The organism is Streptomyces sp. NPDC045470 (assembly GCF_040646595.1).
GTDB lineage: Bacteria > Actinomycetota > Actinomycetes > Streptomycetales > Streptomycetaceae > Streptomyces.
On the sequence record NZ_JBEZAN010000002.1, the window covers coordinates 120,571 to 147,570 of the forward strand.

At 69.8% G+C, this 27,000-nt stretch carries 26 protein-coding genes and 2 pseudogenes; 17 read left to right on the forward strand and 11 right to left on the reverse strand.

Going from position 1 to position 27,000, the window contains the following annotated elements:
* Window positions 1–41 precede the first annotated feature (41 nt).
* The 9 genes from AB0A97_RS06870 (at window position 42) to ssb (ending at window position 7,418) form a co-directional block, all read left to right on the forward strand.
* Complete coding sequence (locus AB0A97_RS06870) at window positions 42–266, forward strand: hypothetical protein (RefSeq protein ID WP_361145621.1); 225 nt, start codon at window positions 42–44, stop codon at window positions 264–266.
* Entirely contained in the window at window positions 263–559 is a 297-nt protein-coding gene (locus AB0A97_RS06875; protein ID WP_361145625.1) for a hypothetical protein, read from the forward strand. Before AB0A97_RS06870 ends, AB0A97_RS06875 begins: the two co-directional genes overlap by 4 nt.
* Before the next feature lie 13 nt (window positions 560–572).
* Window positions 573–785, forward strand: coding sequence for a hypothetical protein (locus AB0A97_RS06880; RefSeq protein WP_361145628.1), 213 nt, complete (start codon window positions 573–575; stop codon window positions 783–785).
* A gap of 73 nt (window positions 786–858) precedes the next feature.
* A complete protein-coding gene (locus AB0A97_RS06885) occupies window positions 859–3,336 on the forward strand; it encodes a hypothetical protein (RefSeq protein WP_361145631.1) in 2,478 nt (825 codons plus the stop codon).
* Complete coding sequence (locus tag AB0A97_RS06890) at window positions 3,329–5,536, forward strand: hypothetical protein (protein WP_361145634.1); 2,208 nt, start codon at window positions 3,329–3,331, stop codon at window positions 5,534–5,536. The genes AB0A97_RS06885 and AB0A97_RS06890 overlap by 8 nt, the downstream gene beginning before the upstream one ends.
* Before the next feature lie 212 nt (window positions 5,537–5,748).
* Entirely contained in the window at window positions 5,749–5,943 is a 195-nt protein-coding gene (locus tag AB0A97_RS06895; RefSeq protein WP_361145636.1) for a hypothetical protein, read from the forward strand.
* Between the two features lie 32 nt (window positions 5,944–5,975).
* The gene (locus tag AB0A97_RS06900; protein WP_361145639.1) at window positions 5,976–6,449 is read left to right on the forward strand and encodes a hypothetical protein; all 474 of its coding nucleotides are present in this window, start codon (window positions 5,976–5,978) and stop codon (window positions 6,447–6,449) included.
* A gap of 8 nt (window positions 6,450–6,457) precedes the next feature.
* Window positions 6,458–6,952, forward strand: a complete 495-nt coding sequence (locus tag AB0A97_RS06905; protein WP_361145642.1) for a MazG-like family protein — start codon at window positions 6,458–6,460, stop codon at window positions 6,950–6,952.
* Window positions 6,953–6,971: 19 nt separating this feature from the next.
* Complete coding sequence (ssb, locus tag AB0A97_RS06910) at window positions 6,972–7,418, forward strand: single-stranded DNA-binding protein (protein WP_361145645.1); 447 nt, start codon at window positions 6,972–6,974, stop codon at window positions 7,416–7,418.
* 53 nt (window positions 7,419–7,471) lie between these two features.
* On the opposite strand, the gene AB0A97_RS06915 is transcribed toward ssb, so the two are convergent.
* The 3 genes from AB0A97_RS06915 to AB0A97_RS06925 form a co-directional block, all read right to left on the reverse strand.
* Window positions 7,472–8,104 carry an HNH endonuclease signature motif containing protein gene (locus AB0A97_RS06915; protein ID WP_361145648.1) on the reverse strand — a complete coding sequence of 211 codons (633 nt, stop codon included), beginning with the start codon at window positions 8,102–8,104 and terminating at the stop codon, window positions 7,472–7,474.
* A complete protein-coding gene (locus tag AB0A97_RS06920; protein WP_361145651.1) occupies window positions 8,101–9,078 on the reverse strand; it encodes an HNH endonuclease in 978 nt (325 codons plus the stop codon). Before AB0A97_RS06920 ends, AB0A97_RS06915 begins: the two co-directional genes overlap by 4 nt.
* 295 nt (window positions 9,079–9,373) lie before the next feature.
* Window positions 9,374–10,069 (reverse strand): hypothetical protein, encoded by a 696-nt coding sequence (locus AB0A97_RS06925; RefSeq protein WP_361145654.1) that lies wholly within the window; start codon window positions 10,067–10,069, stop codon window positions 9,374–9,376.
* A 299-nt stretch (window positions 10,070–10,368) separates the two neighbouring features.
* Between AB0A97_RS06925 and AB0A97_RS06930 the strand changes: the two genes are divergently transcribed.
* The 7 genes and pseudogenes from AB0A97_RS06930 (at window position 10,369) to AB0A97_RS06960 (ending at window position 16,098) form a co-directional block, all read left to right on the forward strand.
* Window positions 10,369–11,067, forward strand: a complete 699-nt coding sequence (locus AB0A97_RS06930) for an SAM-dependent methyltransferase (RefSeq protein ID WP_361145657.1) — start codon at window positions 10,369–10,371, stop codon at window positions 11,065–11,067.
* The gene (locus AB0A97_RS06935) at window positions 11,064–11,753 is read left to right on the forward strand and encodes an SAM-dependent methyltransferase (protein WP_361145659.1); all 690 of its coding nucleotides are present in this window, start codon (window positions 11,064–11,066) and stop codon (window positions 11,751–11,753) included. The genes AB0A97_RS06930 and AB0A97_RS06935 overlap by 4 nt, the downstream gene beginning before the upstream one ends.
* Window positions 11,750–12,046 (forward strand): annotated as a pseudogene (locus tag AB0A97_RS06940) (bifunctional DNA primase/polymerase); the annotation flags it as partial. The gene AB0A97_RS06935 and the pseudogene AB0A97_RS06940, both read left to right, overlap by 4 nt.
* Window positions 12,038–12,961, forward strand: coding sequence for a bifunctional DNA primase/polymerase (locus AB0A97_RS06945; protein ID WP_361147299.1), 924 nt, complete (start codon window positions 12,038–12,040; stop codon window positions 12,959–12,961). The pseudogene AB0A97_RS06940 and the gene AB0A97_RS06945, both read left to right, overlap by 9 nt.
* Window positions 12,962–13,133: 172 nt before the next feature.
* The gene (locus AB0A97_RS06950; RefSeq protein ID WP_361145662.1) at window positions 13,134–14,381 is read left to right on the forward strand and encodes a DUF3631 domain-containing protein; all 1,248 of its coding nucleotides are present in this window, start codon (window positions 13,134–13,136) and stop codon (window positions 14,379–14,381) included.
* 138 nt (window positions 14,382–14,519) lie between these two features.
* The gene (locus AB0A97_RS06955; RefSeq protein WP_361145665.1) at window positions 14,520–14,750 is read left to right on the forward strand and encodes a helix-turn-helix domain-containing protein; all 231 of its coding nucleotides are present in this window, start codon (window positions 14,520–14,522) and stop codon (window positions 14,748–14,750) included.
* 85 nt (window positions 14,751–14,835) lie between these two features.
* Entirely contained in the window at window positions 14,836–16,098 is a 1,263-nt protein-coding gene (locus AB0A97_RS06960; RefSeq protein ID WP_361145668.1) for a site-specific integrase, read from the forward strand.
* A 213-nt stretch (window positions 16,099–16,311) separates the two neighbouring features.
* Here the strand turns inward: AB0A97_RS06960 and AB0A97_RS06965 are convergent, their stop codons facing one another.
* The 5 genes from AB0A97_RS06965 to rpsB all read right to left on the reverse strand — a co-directional run bounded on the left by AB0A97_RS06965 (window position 16,312) and on the right by rpsB (window position 20,990).
* Window positions 16,312–17,451: a phosphatidate cytidylyltransferase gene (locus AB0A97_RS06965; protein ID WP_361145671.1), complete on the reverse strand. Its 1,140-nt coding sequence runs from the start codon at window positions 17,449–17,451 to the stop codon at window positions 16,312–16,314.
* Complete coding sequence (gene frr / locus AB0A97_RS06970; protein WP_030674083.1) at window positions 17,451–18,008, reverse strand: ribosome recycling factor; 558 nt, start codon at window positions 18,006–18,008, stop codon at window positions 17,451–17,453. Before frr ends, AB0A97_RS06965 begins: the two co-directional genes overlap by 1 nt.
* A 174-nt stretch (window positions 18,009–18,182) precedes the next feature.
* Window positions 18,183–18,956: a UMP kinase gene (gene pyrH / locus AB0A97_RS06975; RefSeq protein WP_030017377.1), complete on the reverse strand. Its 774-nt coding sequence runs from the start codon at window positions 18,954–18,956 to the stop codon at window positions 18,183–18,185.
* A gap of 176 nt (window positions 18,957–19,132) precedes the next feature.
* Window positions 19,133–19,969 carry a translation elongation factor Ts gene (tsf, locus tag AB0A97_RS06980; protein ID WP_030017378.1) on the reverse strand — a complete coding sequence of 279 codons (837 nt, stop codon included), beginning with the start codon at window positions 19,967–19,969 and terminating at the stop codon, window positions 19,133–19,135.
* A gap of 109 nt (window positions 19,970–20,078) precedes the next feature.
* A complete protein-coding gene (gene rpsB, locus AB0A97_RS06985) occupies window positions 20,079–20,990 on the reverse strand; it encodes a 30S ribosomal protein S2 (RefSeq protein ID WP_361145675.1) in 912 nt (303 codons plus the stop codon).
* A gap of 626 nt (window positions 20,991–21,616) precedes the next feature.
* Between rpsB and AB0A97_RS06990 the strand changes: the two are divergent.
* A pseudogene (locus tag AB0A97_RS06990) lies at window positions 21,617–22,408 on the forward strand (M23 family metallopeptidase); the annotation flags it as partial.
* Between the two features lie 288 nt (window positions 22,409–22,696).
* Here AB0A97_RS06990 and AB0A97_RS06995 read toward each other — a convergent pair.
* The 3 genes from AB0A97_RS06995 to dprA all read right to left on the reverse strand — a co-directional run bounded on the left by AB0A97_RS06995 (window position 22,697) and on the right by dprA (window position 26,993).
* The gene (locus AB0A97_RS06995; protein ID WP_361147302.1) at window positions 22,697–23,236 is read right to left on the reverse strand and encodes a helix-turn-helix domain-containing protein; all 540 of its coding nucleotides are present in this window, start codon (window positions 23,234–23,236) and stop codon (window positions 22,697–22,699) included.
* 1,387 nt (window positions 23,237–24,623) lie between these two features.
* On the reverse strand, window positions 24,624–25,460 hold the full coding sequence (gene whiG, locus AB0A97_RS07000) for an RNA polymerase sigma factor WhiG (RefSeq protein ID WP_031007327.1): 837 nt from the start codon (window positions 25,458–25,460) through the stop codon (window positions 24,624–24,626).
* A 369-nt stretch (window positions 25,461–25,829) separates the two neighbouring features.
* Complete coding sequence (gene dprA, locus AB0A97_RS07005; RefSeq protein ID WP_361145679.1) at window positions 25,830–26,993, reverse strand: DNA-processing protein DprA; 1,164 nt, start codon at window positions 26,991–26,993, stop codon at window positions 25,830–25,832.
* Window positions 26,994–27,000 lie beyond the last annotated feature (7 nt).

Sequence of the window (27,000 nt, forward strand, 5' to 3'; positions counted from 1 at the left end):
GGCCGGACAGTCCGGCCCACTGACGGGGAAGGAGCACCCTCTTGAGCTGCACGGAGGGAACCGGAACCCACTTCTTCATCCTGACGGTCGAAAGCCCTGGCTACGCCATGTGCACGCAGACCGGCACGTTCACCCCGCGGCCCGGCTGTACGCGGGAGGAAGCCTTCAACCGCATCTACGCCAAGGTCATTGACGACAGGCCGGAGCTGGCCCACTGCAACGTGACCTTCTTCAGTCTCGACCGTAACGACCTGGAGGGCCCGTGAAGCGTCAACGCCTCGTTCTGCCCGTCGCGGTAGTCATCGGTACGGCGTTCGCCGTGGCGATCGGCTGGCGGCTGGCCTCCTACCACGTGCCGCTGACGCTGCTCATGGCCTGCACCAGCGCGCTGTTCGTGACCGCGTTCACGCTGGTGCTGCGCATCGCCGAAGCCCGTTCGACCACCGTGCACCGCTGCCGCATGGAGGGCTGCACCTTCATGGTGCAGGTGCGCCACGTGGACGCGGTGGACAACCGGCGCTGGCAGGAGATCGCCGCCACACACCCGCACCGCTTCTGACGGAAGGGCCGCCATGTCCGTGCTCAAACAGATCTTCACCCCGCGGCCGTCGTTGCGGCAGATCCGCACCGCTCCCGATGACCTGGTGCTCGAAGCGGACGAACATCTGCGCCAGGCCATGAGCTGCGAAGACACCGGGGACTACGCGGCGATGACCGCGTACGCCGCGGTGGCAACGGCCAAGGTCACGCTTGCCACGTACCTGCGCGACGCCGACCACAACTAAGACGGACGCCTCCGGCCCGCTTCTCAGGGCCTGGCCGGAAGCGTCCTACCCCTTCGAGAGGAGCCCTCTCAGCATGCCGGAAATCATCACGCCGGCCGAACCGGTCGGAGAAATCTCCACCCCCACGGATCCGAATCCGCCAGTACCTAAACCGGAACCGCCGCCGACGCCGGCTCTGCCCGCCCCCGGCCCGGACCCGGAATCCGCACCGGACCCGGACGACGGGGACACCGGTGACGCGGACGACGAAGAGACTGAGCCGGGGCCCGTGGGGCTGCCGGCGGTGCCGCTGCTGGCCAACGCCATCAACCTGTCCACTGTCGGCGTGTGCAGTTCGCTCAGTGCCGCCGGGCCGGTCGCCGCCATCGCCGTGGGCACCGTGGCCGCGGCCGGTGTCGGGGCGCTCGGCCTGGCCGCCGTACGGTCCGCCCGTACGGCTGAGCAGCGCCGGGCGCAGGCGGCCACCACGACCCGCGCCGGCCGTACGGGCGGCACTGGTGCGGCGGGCGGTGCAGGGCGCGGCGGGGGCCGGGTCCGGCAGGACGCGGCGGGTAGGGCTGGCGGGGACAGCCGCGGCGGGCTCGGTGGCCGCCAGCGCACCGCCGGAGGCGGCGGAGCGGCCGGTGCCCGGTCGGGCCGCCGCTTCGGCGGAGGCGGTGGCGGCGGGCGGCGGGGCGTCGGCGGCCTCTTCGGTCGTGGAACTTCTGCCGCGGACACCGGTGGCGGTCCGCGGGGCGGTCGCCGTACGGGCTCCGGTGCTGCTGGCGGGGGCCGCAAGGGTTCCGGTGCGGCGGGCGGCGGCCTGTGGGGCCGGGCACCGGGGCGCCACCGCAACGGCCGTGGCGCTTTCGGCACCAACTCCGGTGCGGGCTTTGCCGGTTCCGGCGGGCGCGGGAAGAGCCGGATGGGCCGCTTCGATACGTCGGCCGGGCACCGTTCCTCGGGCGTATCGCCGCTCGGCCGGGGCGGGGGCTTCGGCCGCCGGGGCCGCTCCGGCTCGGGGACCGGCGGGGGCCGCTCCGGTTCCGGTAGCCGCGCTGGCGGCGGGGGCTCGGGCTGGTTCTCCGGGCTGGGCAAGGGCGGGGTACGCCGCGGCGCCGGTGGTCTCTTCGGTGGCCGTGGCTCCGGACGGTACGGTGCCGGCTGGGCCGGATCGGGCACGCAGCGCGGCGGCGGGCCGTTCTCCGGCTCCGCCAACGGCTGGTCCGGGCTGGGCCGCAAGGACCGCAGGGACCGTACGCCCGGCCCCGACCACCGGCGCGGTGCGGTCCGGCAGACGCTCAAAGCAGCCCAGGGCCGTCTGGTCCGCGCCCGGGAGGCGGCCGGTCAGTGGCTGCGGCAGTGGGGCGCTCGCCTGCGGGAACGGTTGCAGCAGTGGCGCGAGCGAGCCGGAACCTGGCTCAAGGCGAAGATGGCGCGGGCCAGGCAGGCCACGCACCTCTGGCGGCGCCGCAATCTGGCGAAGCTGCGGCATCTGCTGCGGCTGGCCGCCGCCGTGTTCTTCGCGACCGTCGCCGCGCTCGCGGTGATGCCCGCCGCCCTGTTCGTCGGCGCCGCCGCCAACATCCCCGCCGCGCTCAACCGGCGATTCCGCTTCACCGACCTCGGCATGAACTGGCCGGGCCGGGTCTTCCGCAAGGTCTGGAAGGGCATGGCGGACGCCTCCCGGCGCCGCCTGCATGCCCAGCTCGCCGACATGGCCACGCCGATCACCGGCGACCGCGCGCATGTGCGCCACGTCTGCGACGACCCCGGGGCCGACACCGGCGCCCCGGTCGCCACCGAATCCACAGTTGAAAGGGGTGAGCACGTGAGTGTCTTCGCCACCTCCGCCGAAGAGGTCGCCAACACCTACGCGGCCTACGATCCGCCCGCGATGGCGGCCGTGGCCGCCGAATACAAGGGCCTGCCGGATGCCATCCGCAACATCAACGGCGCGGTGATGGCGCTGGCGGAGAACTCCGCCGCCATGTATCCGATGGACCCGGCCATGGCCGAGGGCGTCGCGCAGGTCGCGCAGGTCCTGGAGGCCACCGCCGCCTACGCCGACGAACTCGAACCCACCTTCCGCCAGGTCCACGACCTGGACATCATGCGCCTGGAGAACCCCCGGACCAATGAGCACTGGTGGAACGTCGGCGGCATCGACGGCGACGGCGCCCTGTGGGCCAAGCCGTCCGTACTGGCCACCGCCGCCGAAGAGGTCAGCGGCGTCTACGAGCAGTGGTCGCCGGAGGCACACGCGGACGCTGCCACCAACCCCGCGATGGTCGTGGGCGCGGAATACGAGGGCGTGCCGGTCGGACTGGAACACCTGGCGCAGGCCGTCACCTATCTGGCCACCCGCTCCGCCGAGTGCTACCCGGTCGATCCGTGCATCGCCGAAATGGTCGCCGATGTGGTGCACGGGCTGCGCAAGGCCGAGTCCGCCGCGATGGAGCTGCACCCGGCGTTCCGGCGGCTGCACTGCGAGGAGATCGACCACAACGAGAACCCGCGCAACGGTGAGCACATGTGGAATGTGCCCCGGGACGGAGGGCAGCGTGCCTGAGCTGGACTGGCAGGGCCGCCACACCCTGAACACCGGAGCTGCGACCGCGGTCACCTCCGCGCTCGCCGCCTCTTCCCTGACCTATGTGAGCGGGGTGGACCCGCTGTGGGATGCGGGGATCGCCGCGGCCGGGGCGCTGGGCAGCGTGCTGGCCGGGGCCCGCAGCGGGCACCTGCCCGCCACCCTCACCTACCGCGCCGGCCTGTGGGCCGGTGCGGGCGCGTGGTCGTGGTGGGCCGCCGCGGGCGGCCCGCCCTGGTCCTGGCCGTGCCTGGCCGCGCTCGCCGGCGGCGCCGCCTTCGGCCGCCTGACCTGGACCGCCATCGGCCGCCACGAAGGAGCCGAGAAGCAGCGCCGCCGCAAGGCCGCCTGGGACGCGCAGGAGGCCGCGCGGCAGGAGCGGCACGACGCGTGGGGCGAGCAGTGGAAGCAGCGCCTGGCCCGCATCGCCAAGCTGGAGGAGTGCCGCATCGTGGCGATCCAGCCGTGGGCGGCCAACACCGGCTATACCGTGGAGGTGGAGCTGCCCGGCGGTGCCACCTGGGGTCAGCTCAAGCGCTTCGAAGAGGCGCTGGGCTCGGATCTGCGGCTGCCGGAGGGATGCGGGGTGGAGGTGGCCAGCGGGCGCCGCAAGGGCACCGCCATCATCCGCGTCGCCACCGTCAACGTCATCGAGCAGAACATCCCGTTCCCCGCTGACCTGTCCCCGGCCAGCATTGATGACCCTTTCGCCATCGGGCTGCACAAGGACGGCACGTACGCGAAGGGTTCGCTGGCCTTTCAGTGCGGGCTGGGCATCGGCGACACCGGGTCGGGCAAGACCAACACCCTCAACGGCGTCAACGCCCAACTCATCCGCACAACCGATGCGTTGGTGTGGCACATCGACACCACCGGCGCCGGCCTGTCCCTGCCGTGGCTGACCTCGTGGGCCATCGACGGCACCCACAAGCGGCCGGTCATCGACTGGACCGCGCCCACCCTGGATGAAGCGCGCGCGATGCTGACCATGGCCATCCAGGTCATCGAGATGCGCAAGCGCCGCTACCAGCAGGTGATGCGCAAGGCCAACGACACCAAGCTGCCCGCCCGCCCGGACATCCCCGCGATCATCATCGTGGTGGACGAGACGGCCGATCTGCCGCGCGACATCAAAGGCATGATCGAAACGGTGATGAACACCGGCCGGGCGGTACGCGTGCGGATGCTGGTCTCCTCGCTGCGTGCCACCACGGACTCCATCCCGGTGCCGGTCAAGAAGCGTGCGAAGTGGCGCTGGGGGATGTTCGTTACCGACCCGGAGGAACTGTCGTACCTGTTCTCCGGCTATCAGAAGGTGGACCCCAGCGACGCCCCATGGCCCGGATGCGGCTTCAACGCGTTCGACAGCACGAAGCCACGGCCGTTCAAGGCGTTCCAGCTCAGCCCCAAGGCCATGGACCGCATCGCCGCGGCCGTCAGCGCCCGCCGCCCGGTCCTCGACAAGATCTCCGGCGAGGTGCCGCACGGCCGCTTCTACCCCTCGCGGTGGGCGCGGGTCCTGCCGCGCCTGTATGAGGGGGAGCGGCTGCACGCGGTCACCCGGCCCTACACCGACGTGCCCGTCGTGCCCGTGCCCACCGCCGCACCGCAAGGCGGCACAGCGCCGGCATCGGGCGCGGCGCCGGGCGGGCCGGGGGCGGGCATCCGGCCCGGCAGCCCGGAATGGAACCGGCTCTTCCCCCGCCGCGGCGACGCGACTGCGCCCGCCGCACCAGAGAAGGCCCCGGGCACTCTGGGCCCCCCGCCGGACGGGCGGCTGCGGCTGGTGGTCAACAACGCCGACCAGCCGCTGGACCCGCCGAAGCCACCGGAACCCCCCCAGGAGCTGCCCGCCCTGGCGAACGACGACCCGGCCCCGGCACAGCAGCCGGAACCGGCGAAACCGCCGGAGCGGGCGGAGTCGGAGGAGCCGACGACACCGCAGCCGACCGCGCAGGACGCGGCGATGCGGCTGGTGCTGGACGCCGGCCCGAAGGGCACCGGCCCCTCCCGCATCGAAGCCGACCTCAAAGCCATGGGCTACAGCACCCACCGCACCACCATCTCCGGATGGCTGCGCCTGTGGGCCGCCGCCGCAGAGGTCTTCCAGATGGGCAGCGGAACCCAGACGTACTACGTCCACCGCAGCTACGTCTCCGACCGTCCCCCCTCCGCCTGACGGTCACTGTGTGTGCTTGTTGTCGCTTGTAGCGGCAACAAGCACACACCCCCTTCCCGCGCCCCCTGAGCGCCGGTGACTCCCTCTTTCCTTGTTGTCGCTACAAGCGACAACAAGCGACAGCAAGCACGCATCGTAACCGCCGCGCGCTCTTCGCCGGAGCCGTCCGGCCGGGCGCGCGGCGCCCGTCTTCGACCGGGATAGGAGCCCTGATGGCCCTCACCGTCTCCGCCGCCGTGCTCTTCACCATCCTCACCCTCGTGCTGCTGCGCGCCCGCTACGTCGGCCCCGGCGCCGCGATCGTGGTGTTCCTGTGCGGCTTCTTCGCCGCCGGAACCGGCGCCTACCGGCCCATCCACAACCTGTGCGAAACCGTCGCCAGCGCGCTCGCCAACCTGGCCGGCTGACCGGCGCCCGCACCTCCCGCAAGGAGGATTCCGTGCCCGACCCCTACCGGATCACCACCGCCCCCGCGCCGTACGAGCCCGGTGCGCACCTGGCCTATCCGCCGCTGCCCGTGACCGAGATTCCGCCCGGTGTGGAGGTGGTCACCCTGCCCGGCGGCGCCCGCACCCTCGCCTACACCCAGCCCACCCCCGCCCCGCCCGCCGCGACCGTCCCGTTTCCGGCGGGCGGGACGGTACCGGTGTGGGCCAAGACGATTGCGCTGCTCGCGCCGACCACCGGGTTCGGCGTCGCCGCCGCCGGCGTCGGCATCTCCTACGCCGCACCGGGAGTCATCGCCGTGAGCCACGCCCTGTGGGCCGCCGTCGCCTTCATCGCCACCGGCGGCATCGCCGCCTGCTCCGTCGTACGCGCTCTCCGGCGCCGCGCGGCACCCGCCCACATCACCCAGAACATCACCGCCAACGGCCTCTTCGGCCGCGCCAACGGCACCATCAACACCCACTAAGGAGAATCGTGTTCGAGATCTACCTGATCTGCGACAACACCGAGACCGAGCAGATCGTCAACACCCTGCCCGCCGCCTTCAGCATCCGCTCCCTCCGCGAGACGCCGGCCGCCGATCCCGGCCGTACCCGCGTCCACCTCACCGCCGACCACCAGCCCGGCAGTGCCGACCTGGCCGAGCCGTGGGCGCACATCCGCGCGGTCAAGGCGTGGCTGGACGGTTGCAACGGCCGCGGCCCTGAGGAGACCGCTCTGCGCCTGCTCAAGGTCACCGAGGAAGCCGGGGAAGCGGCGCAGGCGTACATCGGCGTCCGCGGCCAGAACCCGCGCAAGGGCACCAGCCACAGCACCGACGACGTGGCCGCCGAACTGTGCGACGTGATCCTGAGCGCGATGGTCGCCCTGCACGACTTCCACGACCACCCCGCCCGCCTACTCGCCGACACCGCCGCCCACCGCCACCAGCGGCTGACCGCCCTCACCGCCACCCCCGCGCGTAGCTGAGCAGCGAAGGAGCAGAGTCATGTCGTTCGGAGAAACCCCGATCACCATCATCGGCAACCTGACCGCCGACCCGGAACTCAAATACACCACCGGCGGCCAGGCCCTGGCCAAGTTCACCATCGCATCCACCCCGCGCACCTTCGACCGCGAAACCAACCAGTGGAAGGACGGCACGTCCACGTTCTTCCGCTGCGCCACCTGGCGCACCCTGGCCGAACACGTCGCCGAATCCCTCACCAAGGGCTCCCGCGTGGTGCTCTCCGGCCGCATCCGCCAGCACAACTGGCAGACCGAGCGGGGCGAGAACCGCTCCATGCTCGCCGTCGAAGTCGATGAAATCGGCGCCTCCCTGCGCTTCACCACCGTCACCATCGACGGCAAGCGCACCAACGGCACGGCCCCGTCCGGCGAGTCGTGGAACAGTACGGGCACCCCCGCCAAGGAGGGCGACGAGCCACCCTTCTAATCGATCCGAGGCAGGCGCTTCTGTCATCTCGCCCGCCTCTCGGTCCTCACCGCCTACAGCACCCTGTGCCAGTCGTCAGGGTCCTCTGCCAGAGGCTGGCCCCACTTGCGTGGCCGTATGACCCGGAAGGGGGGCAGTGAGTCAGTGGGCCAGCCGGCAGCCTCCGCTTTCGCGGCGACACGCGCCATCCCAAGCGCACGGCAGATCGCGGCCTTCACCCTGACCGTGGGCGTGGTAGGGGCGTTGAAATAGGTGTGACTCGTATCGTGCTTGAACCAGGCCAGGCGGCGCGGGTTGAGGAGTTCGACCTGCGTGAACTCGATGCGTTCCATCCACACCTCGTAGCGGCGGCGCAGGTCATCCAGTTCATCGCGCAGCCGGCCTTTCCCCGGGTGCCCGCCCAGCCCCCAGGCACCAGGGTGGAGGGTCAGCACGGCGAACTCCAACGGAGTGCGGTAGCCCTTGGTCTCGTTACAGGCGTTGCACGCGGGCGTGAGGTTACGCAGGTCATCGTCCCCGCCGCGGCTGAAGGGGACGACATGGTCTTTGACCTGAGAGGGGGCCAGGCAGTACACACAACGCCCGTCGTGTGCGGTCAGGACGGCGAGTTCTTCCCAGAGCGGGAAGTGGCGGCGCCGGACCTGCTCGGGTACGCCCTCTTCGCTTCCTGCGAGGTGCGTGGTCACCAGCCGCTCCCAGACCCGCCCCGCTTGGCGTCGCCCAGCGAGGCCGGAGCAGTGCGCCGATGGATCTCCCAGTGGGCCCGGAGCCACTGTCGGTGGCGTGACGTAACGGCGACGGCCAGAGGCGCGTCCTGCAAGATGGCGTAAACCGGATAGTCCCGCAGCCGTGGAGCGACGTCCACGGTCAGGGCGGCAGGGTCGACGGCCAACAGGCCCAGGTCGAACAATCGGTGGATGTCGCGGCGCAGCAGCAGCCCGCCGTCGCTGTGGTGCTCGCCGCTGGACGCGTAACTGTAGAGGTGGGCGGCTTCTAGTACGGCTGCCGGGGCGGGTCCGGTAACCGCGCAGGTCTCGCCGTGCGCGGTCACGAGCTGTCGGCGGAAGGCAGCCTGGCCGAGCCGGACGCGGACGGTGGTCTGCCGGTGTCCGCCCGCGATGGCGCGCTGCGCATTGTCGGCGATGTCCACGCTCGTGGCCGTGCCGGTCGCCGCGATCGCGTTCCGGAGCCCCTCCCAGCGCATGGAGCGCAGGCTGTGCTGTGTGCGCGGATTGTCGCACAGGGCCCGGAGTTCGGCGCCGCTGAGAATGCCAGGCATGTCGACCCATGACGCGCCATGGCGTGATCGGTAGGTCGTCACCGCCTTGGCCCCCGCTGCGGGGGTATCGAACTTCGCCGGGCACTTCAGGCAGACGTACACAGGCCGCTTGGTCTTGCGCGGCTGGAAGTCTGCCTTGCCGCACTCGGGGCAGCGGTAGATCTCCTTAATGGCCTGTCCGGCCTCGATCCTTTCGATCACGGAGATACCGAGCAGCGCCGTCTTGTCCCACACAGCGATCACGTCTCCTGCGGCCAGGGACGCGTGATGCGGGACCGAACTGTCCCAGCTGTAGTGCTCCGACGGCAGGTCGTCATAGCCGCCGTTCCCTCCGTGCTTGCGGTTGTCACCCGCCGCCAGAACCAGCCAGGCTGTGGCCAACCCTCTCCCCTTCCCCCTCGCAGGTCCGGGCCGACCGTGTCTCCAAGGTTCACCGTCGGCCTGGGTCCTCACCACTCATCAGCCAGGAGGCCCCAGGATGAACCATCCCACTGACATTCGGGCGCCTCCGGCTCACCATCTCTTCTACCGCGGCTTGCCCCAGTACTGGCCCGGCTGGCTGCGTGACCTCGGCGCCCGCCACCAGCCGCCCCGGCGGAGGCGGCATTACCACCTGAACCGCACGCACGCCGAGGGCGGCCCCGCTCTGACCAAGGGAGGGCCGCCCTGCCCTTATCTACACGCAGCCGGTGCCCGCCGACTTCCGCAGGTCGGCGATGCAACGGTCCACTTCCTCGTCCGTTGGCAGATGCAGCTTCCCGAAAGTGTGCTGCTTCTGTATCTCCAAACGGACGAAACTGAATCCGCCCTGGTCTTCCAGGTAGGTTTCGGGGTGGGGTTTGCGGCCACCCTGGCCGCCCTTGAACAGGCTGTTCGCCACGTACATCTCCACGGTGGTTCTGCCGCACCACGCATCGACCCGGAACAGGGCGTCGGCCAGCGGATGGATACGGGCGTCCAGACCAGCCTCCCGCAGGCGCGCGATCAGGTACAGCTCTCGCAGGAACGAGTAGAACGCGTTGCCGACCCGCCACTTGATGGCGTTCACGGCCGCCTGGAGAGTGCATCCCGCGTTTCTGACAAGGCTGTTGACTTTGTCCTGCGCCTCCCGTGAAAAGCCCTGGCCGTCTTCGTCGTCCTGGCAGAAGTCGCGGAACTCACGGTAAGAGAAAAGCCCGTCCTTGCGTTCAAGGGCGAAGTGGAACAAGTGCACCATGGCGAACTCGGGGAACCAGTCCCGGATTTCCACTTGCCTGTACGCCGCCGCCGACGTGATCTCTTCCAGTGGATGGTCGAAGTTGAAAGCCCTGAACTCCGCGGAGCGCAGGGTGTAGGGCGCGGCGCTTACATGGCGCATGACGCGCTCTGCCACGTGAGGCTTCCTGCGCTGCCACTGGGCAAGTTCCCGCGCGGCCCTGCCGCGCGAAGCGAACAGACAGACCACATCATCCGCAGTTGTCACCATAGCCACACTCCCAGCCCTGTCACCCACAGTGAAGCCGAGGCTAGGACACACCACTGACAGGCGGCACGCGGATATTCACGCCAGCGCCTGCACCTGCTAGTCCTCTTGACTGACATACCGAGGGCGGCCCCCGCGTCTCGCCAAAGAACCGGGGCCGCCCTCTTGCTCCCAGCACAACTCAACAGAGAGCACTGGAGGTCTCCAGCATGACTCAACCTGCCCCCGTCCGACGAGACACCGGCCGACCGTTCCGGCTGCGGCTGCTGGATGTGTACTGCTGCCAGGGCGGCGCCGGCATGGGCTACCACCTGGCCGGGTTCGACGTGACCGGCGTCGATGTCGCTGCCCAGCCCCGTTACCCGCTCAGCTTTCACCAGGCCGACGCCGTCGCGTTCATCCGCGAGTTCGGCGCCGGTTTCGACTTCATCCACGCCTCCCCGCCGTGCCAGCACGACTCGGACTGCCAGCGCATCCAGGGGCGTGACCACCCCGACCTGATCGGGCAGACCCGCGCAGCGCTGGAGGCCACCGGGCGGCCGTACGTCATCGAGAACGTGCGCGGCGCCGTGGCGAAGCTGCGCCGCCCGGTGATGCTGTGCGGCGCCATGTTCGACCTGGAGACGTACCGGCACCGGTACTTCGAGACCGGCGGCGGCTTCACCTTCACCCCGCCCCCGCACCCGCCGCACACCGCACCGCAGGCCAAGATGGGCCGCCCCGTCCCGCCCGGCCACTTCGGGCAGTACGTCGGCAACTTCTCCGGTGTCGAGCGCGCGCGGCAGGTGATGGGCGTGCCGTGGATGAACCGCGACGGCATCCGCGAGTGCGTTCCCCCGGCCTACACCGAGCACATCGGCCGCGCCGTCCTGGCCAGCCTCCGCACGGAACAGGCGGTGGCGGCATGAGCGCGCGTGCGCTGCCGCTGCGGCGGCCGAACGGGCTGCGGGTGCTGGACGCCTTCTGTTGCGCCGGCGGCATGGCCATGGGCTTCTATCTCGCCGGATTCGAGGTGGTCGGCGTCGACATCGAGCCGCAGCCGGACTACCCGTTCACCTTCTGCCAGGGCGACGCGGTGGACTTCATCAGCCGCTTCGGGGCGGACTTCGACGTGATCCATGGTTCTCCGCCGTGCCAGGCGTGGACCCCGCTGAACGCCTATAACCACAAGTCCTACCCTGAGCTGATCGCCCCCGCCCGCGAGGCGATGCGCGCGGCGGGGCGGCCGTACGTGATCGAGAACGTGGAGGCCGCGCGTTGCGAGCTGCGCGGCCCGGTCCGCCTGTGCGGGCCCATGTTCGGCTTGCGCATGTACCGCCACCGGCTGTTCGAGACCTCGTTCCCGCTCAGGGAGCCTGCCCACCCCACGCACACGGCGGTCTGCACCCGCAACTGCTACCTGCCCACCTCCGAGCGTCCGTTCATGACCATCACCGGAGGACGGCACTCCAGGGCATGGCAGCGCGCCGCCGCCGAAGCCATGGGCACCCCCTGGATCACCACCATCCGGGGCGTGTGCGAGGCGATTCCCCCGGCCTACGCCCGCTGGATCGGCGAACAGTTCCTCGCCCTCGAAGGGAGGGCCGCCGCATGAGCGCGCCCCTGACCATGGACCTCCCGCAGGTACCTCTGCTCGCTGCGGCACTGGCCACCGCCGATCGCGGCTGGCACGTCCACCCGCTGCGGCCCGGCGCGAAGACTCCGGCGCTGCACGGGGAAGAGCGCTGCCCCCGTACCAGCGAATGCGTTGGCGGGCACCGCAAGTGGGAGCAGCGCGCCACCACCGACCCGGCCCGCATCGAACGCGCCTGGTCGCACGCCCCGTACAACGTGGGCGTCGCTACGGGGCCTTCCGGCCTGGTCGTCGTGGACCTCGACATGCCCAAGGACGGCACTGCCACCGTGGTAGATCTTCACGGGCGCCGCGACGACGCCGACTTTCTGGCAGACGTCGTCTACGTCGGCCGTCCGCTGAACAAGGGCGGCTGGAACCTCCCCGGCCACCCCCTCGCCAATCCCTTCCCCCTGACCAGGGGCGCCACCCGCGCCGACGTTGTGGAGCGCTACCGCGTCTGGCTGGCCGACCAGCCCGACCTGGTAGCACGCGAACTACCCGCGCTGCGCGGCAAGCGCCTGGGCTGCTGGTGTCCCGCAGGCCAGCCCTGTCACGCCCGGGTTCTGGCCGAACTGCTCAACGAGGACGCCCCTGACGGGGCGACGACCTTCAAGGCGCTCTGCGAGCGCGCCGGACAGCCCTGGCCAACCACCTACACGGTGCGGACCGCAAGCGGCGGACAGCACCTGTACTTCGCCGCGCCGCCCGGCCTGCGGCTGCACAACACCGCAGGCAAGCTGGGCCCGCACATCGACACCCGGGCCTGGGGTGGCTACGTGGTCGCCGCCGGCAGCACCACCCCGGCCGGGCACTACCAGGTCGTGGACGATGCACCCGTGGCCGACCTGCCCGCCTGGCTGCTCGCCGCCCTCACCCCCTCGGCACGCACCCGCGGCCCCGTCGCCCTACCCTCCCCGGGCCGGGCGAGTGCGTACGCGCAGGCGGCGCTGCGCAACGAGACGGACAACGTTCGTCATGCCCCCGAAGGCACCCGCAATCAGACCCTGGTCCGCGCCGCGCGGGCCCTGGGACGACTGGTGGCCTCCGGCGACCTCCCCCACGCCGTGGTGGAGGAGGCTCTTAATGGGGCAGGAGTGGCAGCCGGTCTGACCGAACGCGAGTGCCGGCCTGCCGTCACCAGCGCGCTGAACTGGTCCATCAGCCACAACGGCGGGTCAGCCGCATGACCGCCCGCCCCCTGCCCCTTAAGAGCCTCCCCGCGAGTCCCGACCGCCCGTACGCCGCTGGCCGCTTCCGGGGCCCGGTGACTGCTTGCGGCCCGAAGGGCGTCGGCCGTCAGGCCGTCCATGCAGCTCTTCGCCCCGCTCCGCGGCCGGACACCGAGAACAGGACTGCCTCATGAACGATCCCGCACAGCACGCACCGAGCCCGATCAACGGCGCGGCACTCCTGGATGAAGTCGAGTGCTTTCACCGCCGCTTCAACATCTTCCCCCGGGAGGCCGCCTACGTGGCCGTGACCCTGTGGGACGCGCACGCCCACCTCGTGGACTGCGGCGACAACACGGCACGCCTGGCCTTCCTCTCCCCCGAACCCGGCAGCGGCAAAAGCCGCGCCTTGGAGATCGTGGAGGCTCTGGTGCCGCGCCCGCTGGCGACGGTCAACGCCTCCGCCAACGCTCTCTTCCGCGTGGTCACAGGCGAAGAAGGCCGCCCCACCATCCTCTTCGACGAAATCGACACCATCTTCAGCCCCAAAGCCGGCGGCAACGAAGACCTTCGCGGCTTCCTGAACTCCGGCTACCGCAGAGGCGCAAGTTCCCTGCGGTGCGTCGGTGAGGGCGCCAACCAAGCCGCCGCGCCCTTCCCGTCATTCTGCGCCGTCGCCATGGCCGGACTCGGCTCCCTGCCCGACACGATCCTGACCCGCTCCGTCATCATCCGGATGCGCAAACGGGCACCCAACGAGCACATCGAGCCCTACCGCCAGCGCACCAACGGCAAGGAAGGGCACGCCCTGCGCGACCGGCTCGCCGCATGGGCCGACCAGGTGCGCACGCAGGTGACCGACGCCTGGCCGGAGCTGCCGGAGGGCATCTCCGACCGGCCCGCGGACGTGTGGGAGCCGCTGCTGGCCGTGGCCGAAGCCGCCGGAGGCACCTGGCCGGAGCGGGCCCGCGCGGCCTGCGTGGAACTGGTCGCCGCGGCCAAGGACGGCGAACCGGCCTCCCTGGGCGTCCAGCTCCTGACCGACCTGCGGGACAGGGTGTTCTGCGGCGCCGACCGGATGCCCACCGCCGAAATCCTCCGCAAACTCCACAATCTGGAAGATTCACCGTGGGGCGACATGGACGGCCGGCACCTGACCCCCCGCAGCCTGGCCAAGATGCTCAAGGAGTACGTGACCGGCACCAACGAGCCGATCCGGACCCGGCCCATCCGCACCACCTCCGGCACCCCCCGGGGCTACTACGCGGAAGATCTCGCCGACGCCTGGATGCGGTACTGCTCCCCTTCCTCCCCCAGGTCCGCTACGTCCGCTACGTCCGCTACACCGCAGGTCAACAGCATGATCGATGTAGCGGATACGGAGCATGTAGCGGATACGAGCGCCACACCCCCGCCGGTCCTCTTCCGCACCGCGTAGCGGGACCTATCCGCTACACGCCACCAATCCGCTACAAAAATCATGGCCCTGACCTGGGGTGTAGCGGATGTAGCGGACGTAGCGGACCTGAGAGAGAAGGGGGCAGAGCCCCCGTTCGCCGCGAAGGAGAGCAGCCGTATGGCTGATACACCTCCCACAGATGCGCTCCGGGGTGGGCTCCCGGATCGCTACCTCACCCCTGACGACGTGGCCGACCTGTTCCACGTGCCCAAAGAAACCGTCTACGAGTGGCGCAAGAAGCGCTGCGGGCCGCCCGGCTTCCGCGTCGGCAAGTACCTCCGCTACGACCCGGACGTCGTGCGTTGCTGGGCTGAGCAGCAGATGCGCGCCGACGCCGAAGCCGCCTGACGTAACGACAACCGAACATCGATCGAAGGCAGGGCGCGGCCTCATGGCCGCGCCCTGCCGCATTTCTGGAAAGGACCGCCTTCGCATGGCAGGCCACATCCAAGACCGATGGTTCAAGACGGAGAAAGGCCCGGACGGCAAGCCCGTCCGGATCAAGACCGACCGCTACGGCATCGGCCTCCGCTACCGCGCCCGCTACATCGGCCCTGACGGCACCGAGAAGTCCAAGAGCTTCCCCGACCGGCAAAAGCGCCTTGCGGAGCAGTGGCTCACCAACACCGCTTCCGACATGTCACGCGGCCACTACATCGACCCCCGCGCAGCTCGAATCACTCTCAAGAGCTACGCCGAGAAGTGGCTCCGGACTCACACTGCCGACGTGTCCAGCCAGATCGTCGCCGAGCAGCGGTTGCGGCTGCACGCCTTCCCCGTCCTTGGCTCGCGCCCGCTCGACTCATTCCGTCCCGAGCACATCCGCGAACTGGTCAGCGCTCTGGAAGCAAACCCTGCCGTCAGCGGCGCTTACGCGCGAAACATCTATGGCGATGTTCGAGCTGTGCTGAGCGCGGCCGTGGACGACGGGCTGTTGCCGCGGAATCCGTGCTCTGCGAAATCCGTCCGGCCGCCGGCGGTCGAGCGGCGACGACTTGTGCCATGGCTGCCCACTGAGGTTCACGCCGTCCGCGCAGCGCTTCCCAGGCGGTACCGGACCATGGTGGACACCGGAGCTGGGTGCGGACTCCGGCAAGGCGAGATCGTCGGACTGGCTGAGGATGCGCTCGACTTCGAGGGCGGCGTTCTGCGAGTGGTACGGCAGGTGAAGCTCATCCGAGGAAAGGCTGTGTTCTCCCCGCCGAAGTGCGGCAAGGAGCGGGACGTGCCGCTGCCGTCCTCAGTGGCTGAGGCGATACGCGTCCACATGGATGCCTTCAAGCCGGTGGAGATAACACTCCCATGGCGGAAGCCGGACGGCCCGAAGGTGTCGGCCCGCCTCCTGTTCACGAACACCGCGGGCGGCGTTGTGTGGCGGAGCAACTTCAACATCCAGGAGTGGAAGCCCGCACTCGCGGTGGCCGGCCTCATTCCGGACGCCGGAGAGGGCGGCAAGTACGAGTCGGCACGCGCGCACGGTATGCACGCGCTGCGGCACTTCTACGCCTCACTGCTGTTGGAGGCCGGGGAGAGCATCAAGGCCGTAAGCCAGTACCTAGGACACACTGACCCGGCTCTGACGTTGCGTGTGTATGCGCATCTCATGCCATCGAGTCAGGAGCGTACGAGGAAGGCTGTTGACCGGGCGTTCCAGCCCGGCCCAAGCCAGCCTGACGGCCCAGAGACGGCCCAGTAACCCCGAAACCGGCCCCTTGCCGACGCCGAAAGCGCAGGTAGGGGGCCGGTTACTGCCGGATCGCTGCCAGTTCTCCGGGCTTAGGCATGGTTCTTCCAGTGTCGCAGACGTACGAAGTGACGATCGCCGACGCGATCCGGGGCCGTTCCCGACGTGCGTAGGGCCCGCCACGCGAGGTGGCGGGCCCTACGGCCGCGTACGGAAAACCGCTGGTCAGCCCGAGCCGACAAAGATCACGTACAGCAGCCAGACGATCGGCGCGGTCGGCAGGAGGGAGTCCAGGCGGTCCATGATCCCGCCGTGACCGGGCAGCAGGGTGCCCATGTCCTTGATGCCGAGGTCCCGCTTGATCATGGATTCGCCGAGGTCACCGAGGGTCGCGCTGGCCGCGACGGCGATGCCCAGGAGCAGACCCTGCCACCAGGCGCCGTCGGTGATGAGCAGCTCCATGGACAGCGCGCCCGCGACCATGGCGAACAGCACCGCGCCCAGCAGGCCCTCGCGGGTCTTGCCCGGGCTGATGCGCGGGGCGAGCTTGTTCTTGCCGAAGCGCCAGCCCACCGCGTACGCGCCCGTGTCGCTGACGACGGTCAGCAGCAGGAACGTCAGGACCCGCTGCGGTCCGTCGTCGGCGGCGAGCATCATCGCCACGAACGTCGCCAGGAACGGCACGTAGAACGCCGCGAAGACGCCTGCCGTGACGTCCCTGAGGTAGTTCTCGGGCGCCTCCGTCATGCGCCACACGAGCGCGGCGAGCGCGGTGAGCGCCATCGCCACCCAGGCGCCCTCCGCGCCGCGTACGTAGCCGGCGACCACCATCGCCGTACCGCCGAGCGCGAGCGGCACCAGGGGGACCTTGACGTCCTTGCGCTCCGCCAGCCGCGAGGTCAGCTCCCACAGGCCCACGACCACCGCGATGACTATCACGCCCACGAACAGGGGCTTGTAGACGAAGAGCGAGAAGAGGATGACCGCGCCGAGGCCGACGCCGACCCCTATGGCGGCCCGGAGGTTGCGTCCCGCGCTCTTCTTCTGCGGCTTGGGGGGTTGCTGTGAGCTGTCGGGCCCCGGCAAAGAGGTGGGCATGGGCTCCTGCGGCTGTTCGTCGCGGAACAGGGGGCCGCTCGGCCGAGCGGCCCCCAGGTCGTCCCGGTGGTCCCGGTCGTCGTCCAGAGGATTCCGGTCGTCGTCCTGGTGTCCGCCTGTGTCGGGCACGATGGGCATGGGGCGAGTCTGCGCCGCCGCGCTCCAGTCGTGCGCGGGACCCGCCGTACCGACGGGTCCCTGCTCGGGTGGTCCCCATTGACCGGCTCGGCCGACGCCAGGCGGGGCCCCCCAGGATGACTCGTTCATCAGACCTCGAGGAGCTCGGATTCCTTGTGCTTGAGGAGCTCGTCCACCTGCGCGACGTACTTCGCGGTGGTGTCGTCGAGCTCCTTCTCCGCCCGGCGCACCTCGTCCTCGCCGGACTCCTTGTCCTTGACGAGCTTGTCGAGGTTTTCCTTGGCCTTGCGCCGGATGCTGCGGATCGAGATCTTCGAGTCCTCGGCCTTGTTCTTCGCGACCTTGATGAACTCCCGGCGGCGCTCCTCGGTGAGCTCCGGGAAGTTCACGCGAATGATGTTGCCGTCGTTGCTCGGGTTGACGCCCAGGTCGGAGTCGCGGATCGCCTGCTCGATGTTGCGCAGCGCGCTCTTGTCGAACGGGGTCACCACGGCCATCCGCGGTTCGGGAACCGAGAACGACGCCAGCTGGTTGATCGGCGTCATGGCGCCGTAGTAGTCCGCCACGATCTTGTTGAACATCGCCGGGTGCGCACGCCCGGTGCGAATCGCGGCGAAGTCCTCCTTGGCGACCACGACGGCCTTCTCCATCTTCTCCTCGGCCTCGAGGAGGATCTCTTCGATCACCACTTGCTCCTGGTCTTTTCGGTAAGAAGCAGAGCCTCGCCCCTGCCGCGCGTCTTCTCCTGCACGGTGTCCGACCGGCAGGCCGTTGTCCATCCCCGTGCCGAGGTCAGCCACGACCCGGGGTTGCCGCCCGTACGGAGCCCTGCCCGTACGGCACTACGGCAGTTGGGGCCGTCAGGCCCGGGTGCCCTGATCGCTGACGAGCGTGCCGATCTTCTCACCCTTCACCGCGCGCGCGATGTTGCCCTCGGCGAGCAGCTCGAAGACGAGGATCGGAAGCTTGTTGTCACGGCAGAGCGTGATGGCGGTGGCGTCGGCGACCTTGAGGTCGCGGGTGATGACCTCGCCGTACTCCAGGGCGTCGAACTTCACCGCGTCCGGGAACTTCTTGGGGTCGGCGTCGTAGACCCCGTCCACCCCGTTCTTGCCCATCAGCATGGCCTCGGCGCCGACCTCAAGGGCGCGCTGCGCCGCGGTGGTGTCGGTGGAGAAGTACGGCATGCCCATGCCCGCTCCGAAGATGACCACGCGGCCCTTCTCCATGTGGCGGACGGCGCGCAGCGGAATGTACGGCTCCGCGACCTGTCCCATGGTGATGGCGGTCTGTACCCGGCAGTCGATGCCCTCCTTCTCCAGGAAGTCCTGGAGGGCCAGGCAGTTCATGACCGTACCGAGCATGCCCATGTAGTCGGAGCGGGCGCGGTCCATGCCGCGCTGCTGCAGTTCGGCGCCGCGGAAGAAGTTGCCACCGCCGATCACGATGGCGATCTCGTAGCCGTCGCGGACCACGGCTGCGATCTCGCGGGCGATGGCGTGCACGACATCGGGGTCGACACCCAGTCCGCCGCCGCCGGCGAACGCTTCGCCCGACAGCTTCAGAAGGAAGCGTCCCTTCCCGTCACTGTCGGCTTTGTGGGCTGTGTCCGCGCCGTCGGCACCCTGATTCATCACGCTCTCCTCGTGCACATACGAAGAAGGCCATTGCCGGGGGTCTGGTGCAGATCCCTGTACGGCAATGGCCTCCTCGTCACATCTGCGGCCGGCCGGTATGCGGCCGACTGCGTACGACCCTAGCGGGGCCGCAGGTCATTCGCTGGCCTTGGCGGCAAGGCCCACGGCTTGGCTCAGGCGCCGACGCGGATGCGCGCGAAGCGCTTCAGCGAGACACCGGCCTCGTTCAGGACCTTCTCGACGGACTTCTTGTTGTCCTTCGCGAAGGGCTGCGCGAGCAGCGTGTTCTCCTTGAAGAAGCCGTTGACGCGACCCTCGACGATCTTCGGGAGGGCGGCCTCGGGCTTGCCCTCCTCGCGCGAGGTGGCCTCGGCGACGCGACGCTCGTTCTCGACGACGTCGGCCGGAACGTCCTCACGGGTGAGGTACTTCGGCGCGAACGCGGCGATGTGCTGCGCGACGTCCTTGGCGGTCTCGGCGTTCTCCTTGTCCAGCTCGACCAGGACGCCGACCTGCGGCGGGAGGTCGGGCATGGTGCGGTGCATGTAGGCGGCCACGTAGCCGCCGGAGAACTGCGCGAAGCGGTCCAGGACGATCTTCTCGCCGAGCGTGGCGTTGGCCTCGTCGACGTACGCCTGGACGGTCTTACCGGCCTCGATCTCGGAGGCGAGCAGCGCCTGGAGGTCGGCCGGGGAGGTGGCGGCGACGTGCGCGGCGAGCGCGTTGGCGACGGCCAGGAACTTCTCGCCCTTGGCGACGAAGTCCGTCTCGCACTTCAGCTCCAGCAGGACGCCGGAGGTCTTGTCCTCGGAGATGAGGGAGACGACGGCGCCGTTCTCGGCCGAACGGCTCTCGCGCTTGGCGACGCCCTTCTGGCCCTTGACGCGGAGGATCTCCACGGCCTTGTCGACGCTGCCCTCGGCCTCGTCCAGGGCCTTCTTGCAGTCCATCATGCCGGCGCCGGTCAGCTCACGGAGCTTCTTGACGTCCGCGGCGGTGTAGTTCGCCATGGTCTGTGAATCTCTTCTCGAAATCTCGACAGTCGAAAGATCTACGGGTGGACGGCGGGGGCGGCGCTCGTGGCGCCCTCCCCCGCCGTCGTCAACCGGTGGTGCGGCGTCAGGCCTGCTCGGCGTCCGCGGCCGGCTTCTCGGCCTCGGCGGCGGGGGCCTCGGCAGCCGGAGCCTCGGCAGCGGGGGCCTCGGCGGGCTTGTCCTCGGCCTTGGCCTCGTCGGCCTTGGCGTCGTCGGCCTTCTTCTCGCCCTCGAGCAGGTCGCGCTCCCACTCGGCGAGCGGCTCGCCGGCCTTCTCGCCCGGCTTCTGGTCGCCGGTGGCGACGCCGGAGCGGGCGATGAGGCCCTCGGCGACGGCGTCGGCGATCACGCGGGTGAGCAGGGTGACGGAGCGGATCGCGTCGTCGTTGCCCGGGATCTTGTAGTCGACCTCGTCCGGGTCGCAGTTCGTGTCGAGGATCGCCACGACCGGGATGTTGAGCTTGCGCGCCTCGCCGACGGCGATGTGCTCCTTCTTGGTGTCCACGATCCAGACGGCGCTGGGCACCTTCTGCATCTCGCGGATACCGCCGAGGGTCTTCTCCAGCTTGGCCTTCTCGCGGGAGAGGACCAGCAGCTCCTTCTTGGTGAGGCCGGAGGCGGCCACATCCTCGAAGTCGATCTGCTCGAGCTCCTTCAGACGCTGCAGGCGCTTGTAGACGGTCGAGAAGTTGGTCAGCATGCCGCCGAGCCAGCGCTGGTTCACGTAGGGCATGCCCACGCGGGTCGCCTGCTCGGCAATGGCCTCCTGGGCCTGCTTCTTGGTGCCGACGAACATCACCGAGCCGCCGTGGGCGACGGTCTCCTTGACGAACTCGTAGGCGCGGTCGATGTACGACAGCGACTGGAGCAGGTCGATGATGTAGATGCCGTTGCGCTCCGTGAAGATGAAGCGCTTCATCTTCGGGTTCCAACGGCGGGTCTGGTGCCCGAAGTGGACGCCGCTCTCCAGCAGCTCCCGCATCGTGACGACGGCCATGGCCGTACTCCTCGTGTTACTCGGTTCCACTGCGGCCGGGCGGCCGCGGTGCCTGACGCCCCGGCGCGCTCTGCCGGGGAAGGAACCTTGCGGGGCCTTCCGAGGACCGAGGGGCGCGTCCACCGTGCTGCCCGAATGGGAAATGTGCGCTGGTGGCGGGGCGTGCGAAGTCGACCCGGTGACCCGGATCGCCACAAGAAGTGTACGGGACCGCCGAAGGGACGGGCGACACACTCCTTTCGGCCAGGGGGTGGGGGCGGGGAGGGGGTGCGGTCGGGGGTGGGGTGGGAGGGTCGGGGTACGGGCCCGCCAGGCTGTTCAAGCTTTACGACTGCACGGCTTCCGGCTTCCCGGCTTCCCGGCCTTCCGGAGTTTCCGGTGTGACGCGTGACGCGTGACGCGTGCCCCGCGCCCCCTGCCTGCTGCCTGCTGCCTGCTGCCTGCTGCCTGCTGCCTGCTGCCTGCCTGGAGCATTGGCGCCTTGGGGAGCGTTCCGAGACGGGAGGGAGCGCTCCGGGCAGATCCCGGGGTATCGCACGGGTGACGTGGTTGCACACAACCCGTCGGTAGTCCACCGATCCAGCTCAAGATCCCCAAGCCGCAGCCGATCGGGGCACCGTCGTGACATGCGACAACGAACTGTTATCGAGACCGTACGCACCGCAGTCACCCGACAGCCGGCGCGCGACGTGCACGCCGTGCCCACTACCGCCACACGCCGCCCACGGGTATCGCCCGGGGCTGGCCACTCACCAGTCCCCCTCGCCTCCGGATCCAGGCGGGCGGCGTACGCCCGGCGCACCGCTCCCCCAGCCGTCCGCCTCCTGGCCCTGTGCGCAGCGGGCACCACATCTGCCGTGCTGGCGGCCGTAGCCGCCGCCCCGACTGGAGCCTCCCCCACGGCTGGAGCCTCCTCCACGGCTGGATTGGCCTTCGCCGGTGCCGTTCAGCCCGGTTCCGAGGAACTCGCAAGGTCATCGGAACGCCGTCCGGCACCCGCCCACCCGATCGATCCTGACCGAAGCCGCCCCGCACCGCCGGCTACCGGCGAGCGAGCTTGGCCCGTCACTGGAGCGGCCGGCGCGCGGCCCACCATCGCGCGCGGCTGGGAGCCCCCACCCGCCCCCTGGGCGCCCGGCCATCGGGGGGTGGATCTCCTCGCGGCCGAGGACGCGACGGTACGGGCAGCCGCCCCCGGACGCGTTCTCTTCGCCGGCAAGGTGGCAGGCCGAGGCGTCCTGTCGATCGAAGTCTCGGGGTCCGGTCACCCGCCCCTACGCACCACCTACGAACCGGTCCACCCGACCGTCCGCAAGGGTGACCACGTCACCGCCGGTCAGGCAGTGGCCAAGCTCGGCCCAGGCCCGTTCCACTGCTCCACCCCTTGCCTGCACTGGGGCCTGCTGCGCGACAAGACCTACCTGGACCCGCTGTCCCTGCTCCCCGCGGCAATGCTGAACCCCGGCCCTTCGCGGCTCCTCCCGGTCATCGGCGTGCCCGAGCCGAGCAGCGAACCAGGACGTCGCGATCCGCCGCGCTCACGTCAATCTCAGCGTTCGAGATCCCCGACGCAGGCGGCACACGCAAATGGAACCCGCCAACGGCCCTTACTCGTGCCTACGCGCCCGATCCTGCAACAGCGCCGATCTCCGTCCCCCACACCCCACACCACCCACTACCTCGTGCAGGGAGGATCGACCGACCGATCAGCCTCTTACCCCACCCAGGACCATGGCGACCGCGGCCTCCGTGATCTGCGTCGGCTCTTCCGCAGCCCCGAGCTCGATGCGGCGGACAGCGGCGTCGACGATCCCCTGAAGCAGCATGGCGGCGAGACGTGGTTGCTCGTGACCGAGGCCGGCCAGCGCCTCCACGATCATCGCGATCAGTCCCCCGTGCGCGGCACGGATCTTCTCCCGCGCGCCGGCGTCCAGCTCACCGGCCGAGATCGCGACGACGGCTCGGTGACGGCGGTCGCCGACCAGCGCGAGCTGTTGCCGCACATACGCCTCGATCTTGGCCTCGGGTGTCTCGACCCGCTCCATCGCCGCCTCGACCTCAGCCGCCCATACGGGGAAGTCGACAGCGCAGAGCTCTTCGACGACAGCCGCGCGGGAACGGAAGTACTCGTAGACGGAGGAGCGCGCGAGGCCCGTTCGCTCAGCGAGGGCGGGGAAGGTCAACGCCTCGGTCCCGCCTTCGGACAGCAGGGTGCGGGCGGCGTCCAGAAGGGCGCCACGCTGCATCGTCCGGTGCTCGGCCACAGAGGCCGCTCGAATCCTGGGCACGTCACCACTCTACGGATGGCACCGCGGACATGGCACTCCGCATCACGATGTGTCCATGCCGACACCCGGGAGAAGGACACCGAGAAGGGCGACGAGAGGGGGCCACGGCGGGCCGACGACGCGGCGAGACACCGGGAGAAGGCAGGTCGGGAAGGGAAGAGGACCAGAGGCAGAAATCCAGCTAGGGAAGGAAACGAGCAAGGGCAGCCGCCATAGGACGACCTCGTAGGCGCGCACACGATGCCGAGCAGGCAGGCAAACACGGAAGCGAGCGCCGACGTGACGTCCGGGAGGGACGGGGCCACAGAGCGCTTGGCATGGGTACTGATGCGCAGACGGGTATCGGTCCCGGTGATCGCGGAGCGACCGCAGGTGCGTGCGTCGGAGGTCAGACAGCCGCCAGGACTGCCTGTCCGCTGCGGGCCCTCCGCAGCGGGGCAGAGTACGGATCGACCGCAGGGCGAGCGCCCGGAACTACCCCCGACCGATCCCGAGCCAATCCGGATCGGCCATAGGTCAAGTCCGACAACCAGACACGGGCACCGCAACCAGGCCCGGGGCCGCAGCCGGGGAGTGCGGACGATCAGACGCAGGCATCGCAGCCAGGTCCAGGTTCGGCAGTCACGCCCGGGTTCGGCGGTCAGACGCGGACGCCGCGGGCAGGCGCGGGGCTGCGGGTCAGGCGCGGGAGCTGCGGATTAGGCGCGGAGCGCTGCGGTTCCTGAGGAGGCGGCCCTGGGGGCGGCGTGAGCTTGAGTGCGGCCTATAACAGCGAGCTCCAATGCGGCCCTCCAGGCACGAACGCCGCCGGGAAACCGGCTGCGCTCGAACCGCCGCGGGGTACGGCCAGGGCGAAAGAGGAGAGCGGCGGAGGTGGGGTGGGTGGGCGGGGGGGGGCGGGGGGGGAGGCGAAGCGAGAAGCGAGCGCCGAACTCGGAATGACCGTCAGGGGCTCGGAGCCGCGAAAGCGCAGTCCAAGAGCCAGGCGAAGGCCACAGTGCAGAGCCGGGCGAAGGAAGGACGTCGGCGCAGTGACTTCGCCGCCTCGCCCCCACGCGCAGGAACCGACCCGGGGCCTCGTCGCCCACCTCGATGGAGAACCCTCGCTCCCCCCGCGCGCGCAGGAACCGATGGACCTCCGCCATCGTGAACACCGGCAACAGTCCTCGGCCCCCGTGCGCGCAGGAACCTCTGCCTCCAGCAAAGCATCAGCTGCTTCTCGTCCCCAGCCGGCACCGGCCCGCTTCTCTCCAGCTTCCGACGACAAGAGCCTCCACCCCGGCTACGACACGACAGCACGCGCCCCACTGAACGGAGGCCCACGGCTCCCACCCCCTGCCCCGGCTCACCGCCCCACGTCAGCCAGTTTGGCGCGGAGCTGGAGTACGGACTTGGTGTGGATCTGGCTGACCCTGCTCTCGGTGACCCCGAGGACATTGCCGATCTCGGCGAGCGTGAGGCCCTCGTAGTAGTAAAGCGTCACGACGGTCTTCTCCCGCTCAGGAAGCGTGTTGATGGCCCTGGCGAGCAGTCGCCGCAGCTCGCGGTCCTCGGCCACCTCGACCGGGTTGTCGGCAGCCGTGTCCTCCAAGGTGTCCATCAGGCTCAACCGGTCACCGCCCTCGCCACCGACGTGCAGCAGCTCCTCCAGGGCGACGACATTGGCCAGGGACAGTTGGCTGAAGACCCCGTGGAGTTCCTCCAAGGCGATGCCCATTTCCGAGGCCACCTCCGCTTCGGACGGGGTACGCCGCAGCTGGGCCTCCAGTGTGGCGTAGGCCCGCTCGACCGCCCTGGCTTTCTGCCGCACCGACCGCGGGATCCAGTCCAGTGCCCGCAGTTCGTCGATCATCGCGCCCCGGATGCGGGTGATGGCGTACGTCTCGAACTTGATCGACCGCTCGGGATCGAACTTCTCGATGGCATCGATGAGCCCGAAGACTCCGGAGGAGACGAAGTCGGCCTGCTCGACGTTGGGCGGCAGGCCGACACTGACCCGGCCGGCGACGTACTTCACCAGGGGCGAGTAGTGCAGGATCAGCTGCTCACGCAGCCGCCCGTCGCCTGAGATCTTGTAGGCGCGCCACAGCTCCTCCAGCGAGGTGGGCGCGGCGGGGCGCACGCTACCGCGTGCGGCGGGGGGCGCGGCCGCGCGGTCGGACCCGGAGGTGTGCTGGGGCATTCGTTGCCTTGAGCCGTTCTGCCGAAACACTGGGGAACACGTGCGTGAGGTTCAATTACTCGTGAGCGTAGCGTGACTGCAGTGTCGCGATGCGCGATGAAGGGTGGTCCGGGAGTGCGCAGATACGTTCCGCTGCCCGCACCCCCGGGTTACACGAGGCGACGCCGATTCCACTCGCAGGGGGATGGAAGCGTCGTTACGGGCGCCCGGCGCACGCTCCTCCGCACGCGGCTTCACCACAGACCGCCACGGCGACGACCGATGCGCCTCGCCGCCGTCCAGCGACGACAAGGCTCCACGTACAGAATCGCATCCAAACCGGCCCTTACAGCCACTTCCCCTCCTCCCTTTTCACCCGTTCGCCACATGTCAAGCACCGCCTCCCCGGGGCCCCGTGATGGATACGGGACGTCGCGCCAACCCCCATACAGGTCCACACCTTTGAACGAATCCCAGCGACTGCAGCTCGAAGAGCTTGCCCTGCGCGACTTCCTCTGCCGTGCCCGAGTCCCGAGCCAGCCGCCGCGAGTCCGCACCACCCCGTGCGGGGACCGCTTCGAGCACCCGGGACGCCACCGGATCAAGAAGATCATGCGCCAGGGTCGGCCCACGCTGCGCGGGAGCGAGGTCGCCGATGCTGCCGACCAACTCGATCACTTCGGCGGCTTCGGTCACCACTACGGCCTCACCTCGCAGCAGTTGGTGCACTCCCGCCGACAGTCCGCTGGTGACCGGCCCCGGCATCCCCATGGTGAACCGGCCGAGCTCCGTCGCCCGCCGAGCGGTGACCAGGGATCCGCTGCGCAGTTCGGCCTCTACGACCACGGTGCCGCGGGTGAGGGCCGCGATGACTCGATTCCGGAGAATGAATCGGCTCCGGGTCGGATGATCTCCCGGTGGCAACTCCGCGATCACCAGGCCCTGTTCCGCAAGCCGACGGATCAATTCGGTGTGTCCCCGCGGATAGGCGTAGTCGACGCCGGAGGCCAGTACAGCGACCGAGGCCCCCTTCGCCGCCAGGGCACCTCGATGAGCCGCACCGTCCACTCCGTAAGCAGCTCCTGACACCACCGTCCAGCCGCGGTCGGCCAGGCCGGCGCTGAGGGTGGCTGCCAAGTGAGCGCCGTACTCCGTGCAGGCGCGAGCGCCGACGACCGCGACGGACCGTAAAGCCCACATGCGCAAGTTCGCGCTCCCACGCACCCACAGGCCGACGGGTTTGCCATCCCCCAAATCGTTCAACTGCTGTGGCCACTCGTCGTCTCCCGGACAGACGAACCGGCCACCGAGTGCAGCGACAGCCGCAAGGTCCGCAGCAGCTCCGTCGGCGTCCGTCCGAGCCGCTCGCAGGCGCAGGCTCTTGTATTTTTCTTTCGACACTCCTGACGGCATGTCCCGCTCGCCGAACAGGGACTGTACGAGGTGCACCGGCGTCGTCTGCCGCAGGCACCGGCCTACCGCTTCGTCACCGGGCTCAGCGATACGCGTCAGTGCCGCGCGTGCTGCCCTCTCTTCCTCTCCCACTTCACTCATGCGCCGG

Excerpts from the sequence above, each read along its gene's own strand:
- tsf (WP_030017378.1), bottom strand. The coding sequence starts at position 19,969 with ATGGCGAACTACACCGCCGCGGACGTCAAGAAGCTCCGTGAGCTGACC.
- AB0A97_RS06885 (WP_361145631.1), top strand. The coding sequence starts at position 859 with ATGCCGGAAATCATCACGCCGGCCGAACCGGTCGGAGAAATCTCCACC.
- AB0A97_RS06965 (WP_361145671.1), bottom strand. The coding sequence starts at position 17,451 with ATGAACGAGTCATCCTGGGGGGCCCCGCCTGGCGTCGGCCGAGCCGGT.
- AB0A97_RS06945 (WP_361147299.1), top strand. The coding sequence starts at position 12,038 with ATGCCCAAGGACGGCACTGCCACCGTGGTAGATCTTCACGGGCGCCGC.
- AB0A97_RS06955 (WP_361145665.1), top strand. The coding sequence starts at position 14,520 with ATGGCTGATACACCTCCCACAGATGCGCTCCGGGGTGGGCTCCCGGAT.
- rpsB (WP_361145675.1), bottom strand. The coding sequence starts at position 20,990 with ATGGCCGTCGTCACGATGCGGGAGCTGCTGGAGAGCGGCGTCCACTTC.
- AB0A97_RS06880 (WP_361145628.1), top strand. The coding sequence starts at position 573 with ATGTCCGTGCTCAAACAGATCTTCACCCCGCGGCCGTCGTTGCGGCAG.
- AB0A97_RS06995 (WP_361147302.1), bottom strand. The coding sequence starts at position 23,236 with ATGCAGCGTGGCGCCCTTCTGGACGCCGCCCGCACCCTGCTGTCCGAA.
- ssb (WP_361145645.1), top strand. The coding sequence starts at position 6,972 with ATGTCGTTCGGAGAAACCCCGATCACCATCATCGGCAACCTGACCGCC.
- whiG (WP_031007327.1), bottom strand. The coding sequence starts at position 25,460 with ATGCCCCAGCACACCTCCGGGTCCGACCGCGCGGCCGCGCCCCCCGCC.
- pyrH (WP_030017377.1), bottom strand. The coding sequence starts at position 18,956 with ATGAATCAGGGTGCCGACGGCGCGGACACAGCCCACAAAGCCGACAGT.
- dprA (WP_361145679.1), bottom strand. The coding sequence starts at position 26,993 with ATGAGTGAAGTGGGAGAGGAAGAGAGGGCAGCACGCGCGGCACTGACG.
- AB0A97_RS06930 (WP_361145657.1), top strand. The coding sequence starts at position 10,369 with ATGACTCAACCTGCCCCCGTCCGACGAGACACCGGCCGACCGTTCCGG.
- AB0A97_RS06895 (WP_361145636.1), top strand. The coding sequence starts at position 5,749 with ATGGCCCTCACCGTCTCCGCCGCCGTGCTCTTCACCATCCTCACCCTC.
- AB0A97_RS06960 (WP_361145668.1), top strand. The coding sequence starts at position 14,836 with ATGGCAGGCCACATCCAAGACCGATGGTTCAAGACGGAGAAAGGCCCG.
- AB0A97_RS06935 (WP_361145659.1), top strand. The coding sequence starts at position 11,064 with ATGAGCGCGCGTGCGCTGCCGCTGCGGCGGCCGAACGGGCTGCGGGTG.
- AB0A97_RS06950 (WP_361145662.1), top strand. The coding sequence starts at position 13,134 with ATGAACGATCCCGCACAGCACGCACCGAGCCCGATCAACGGCGCGGCA.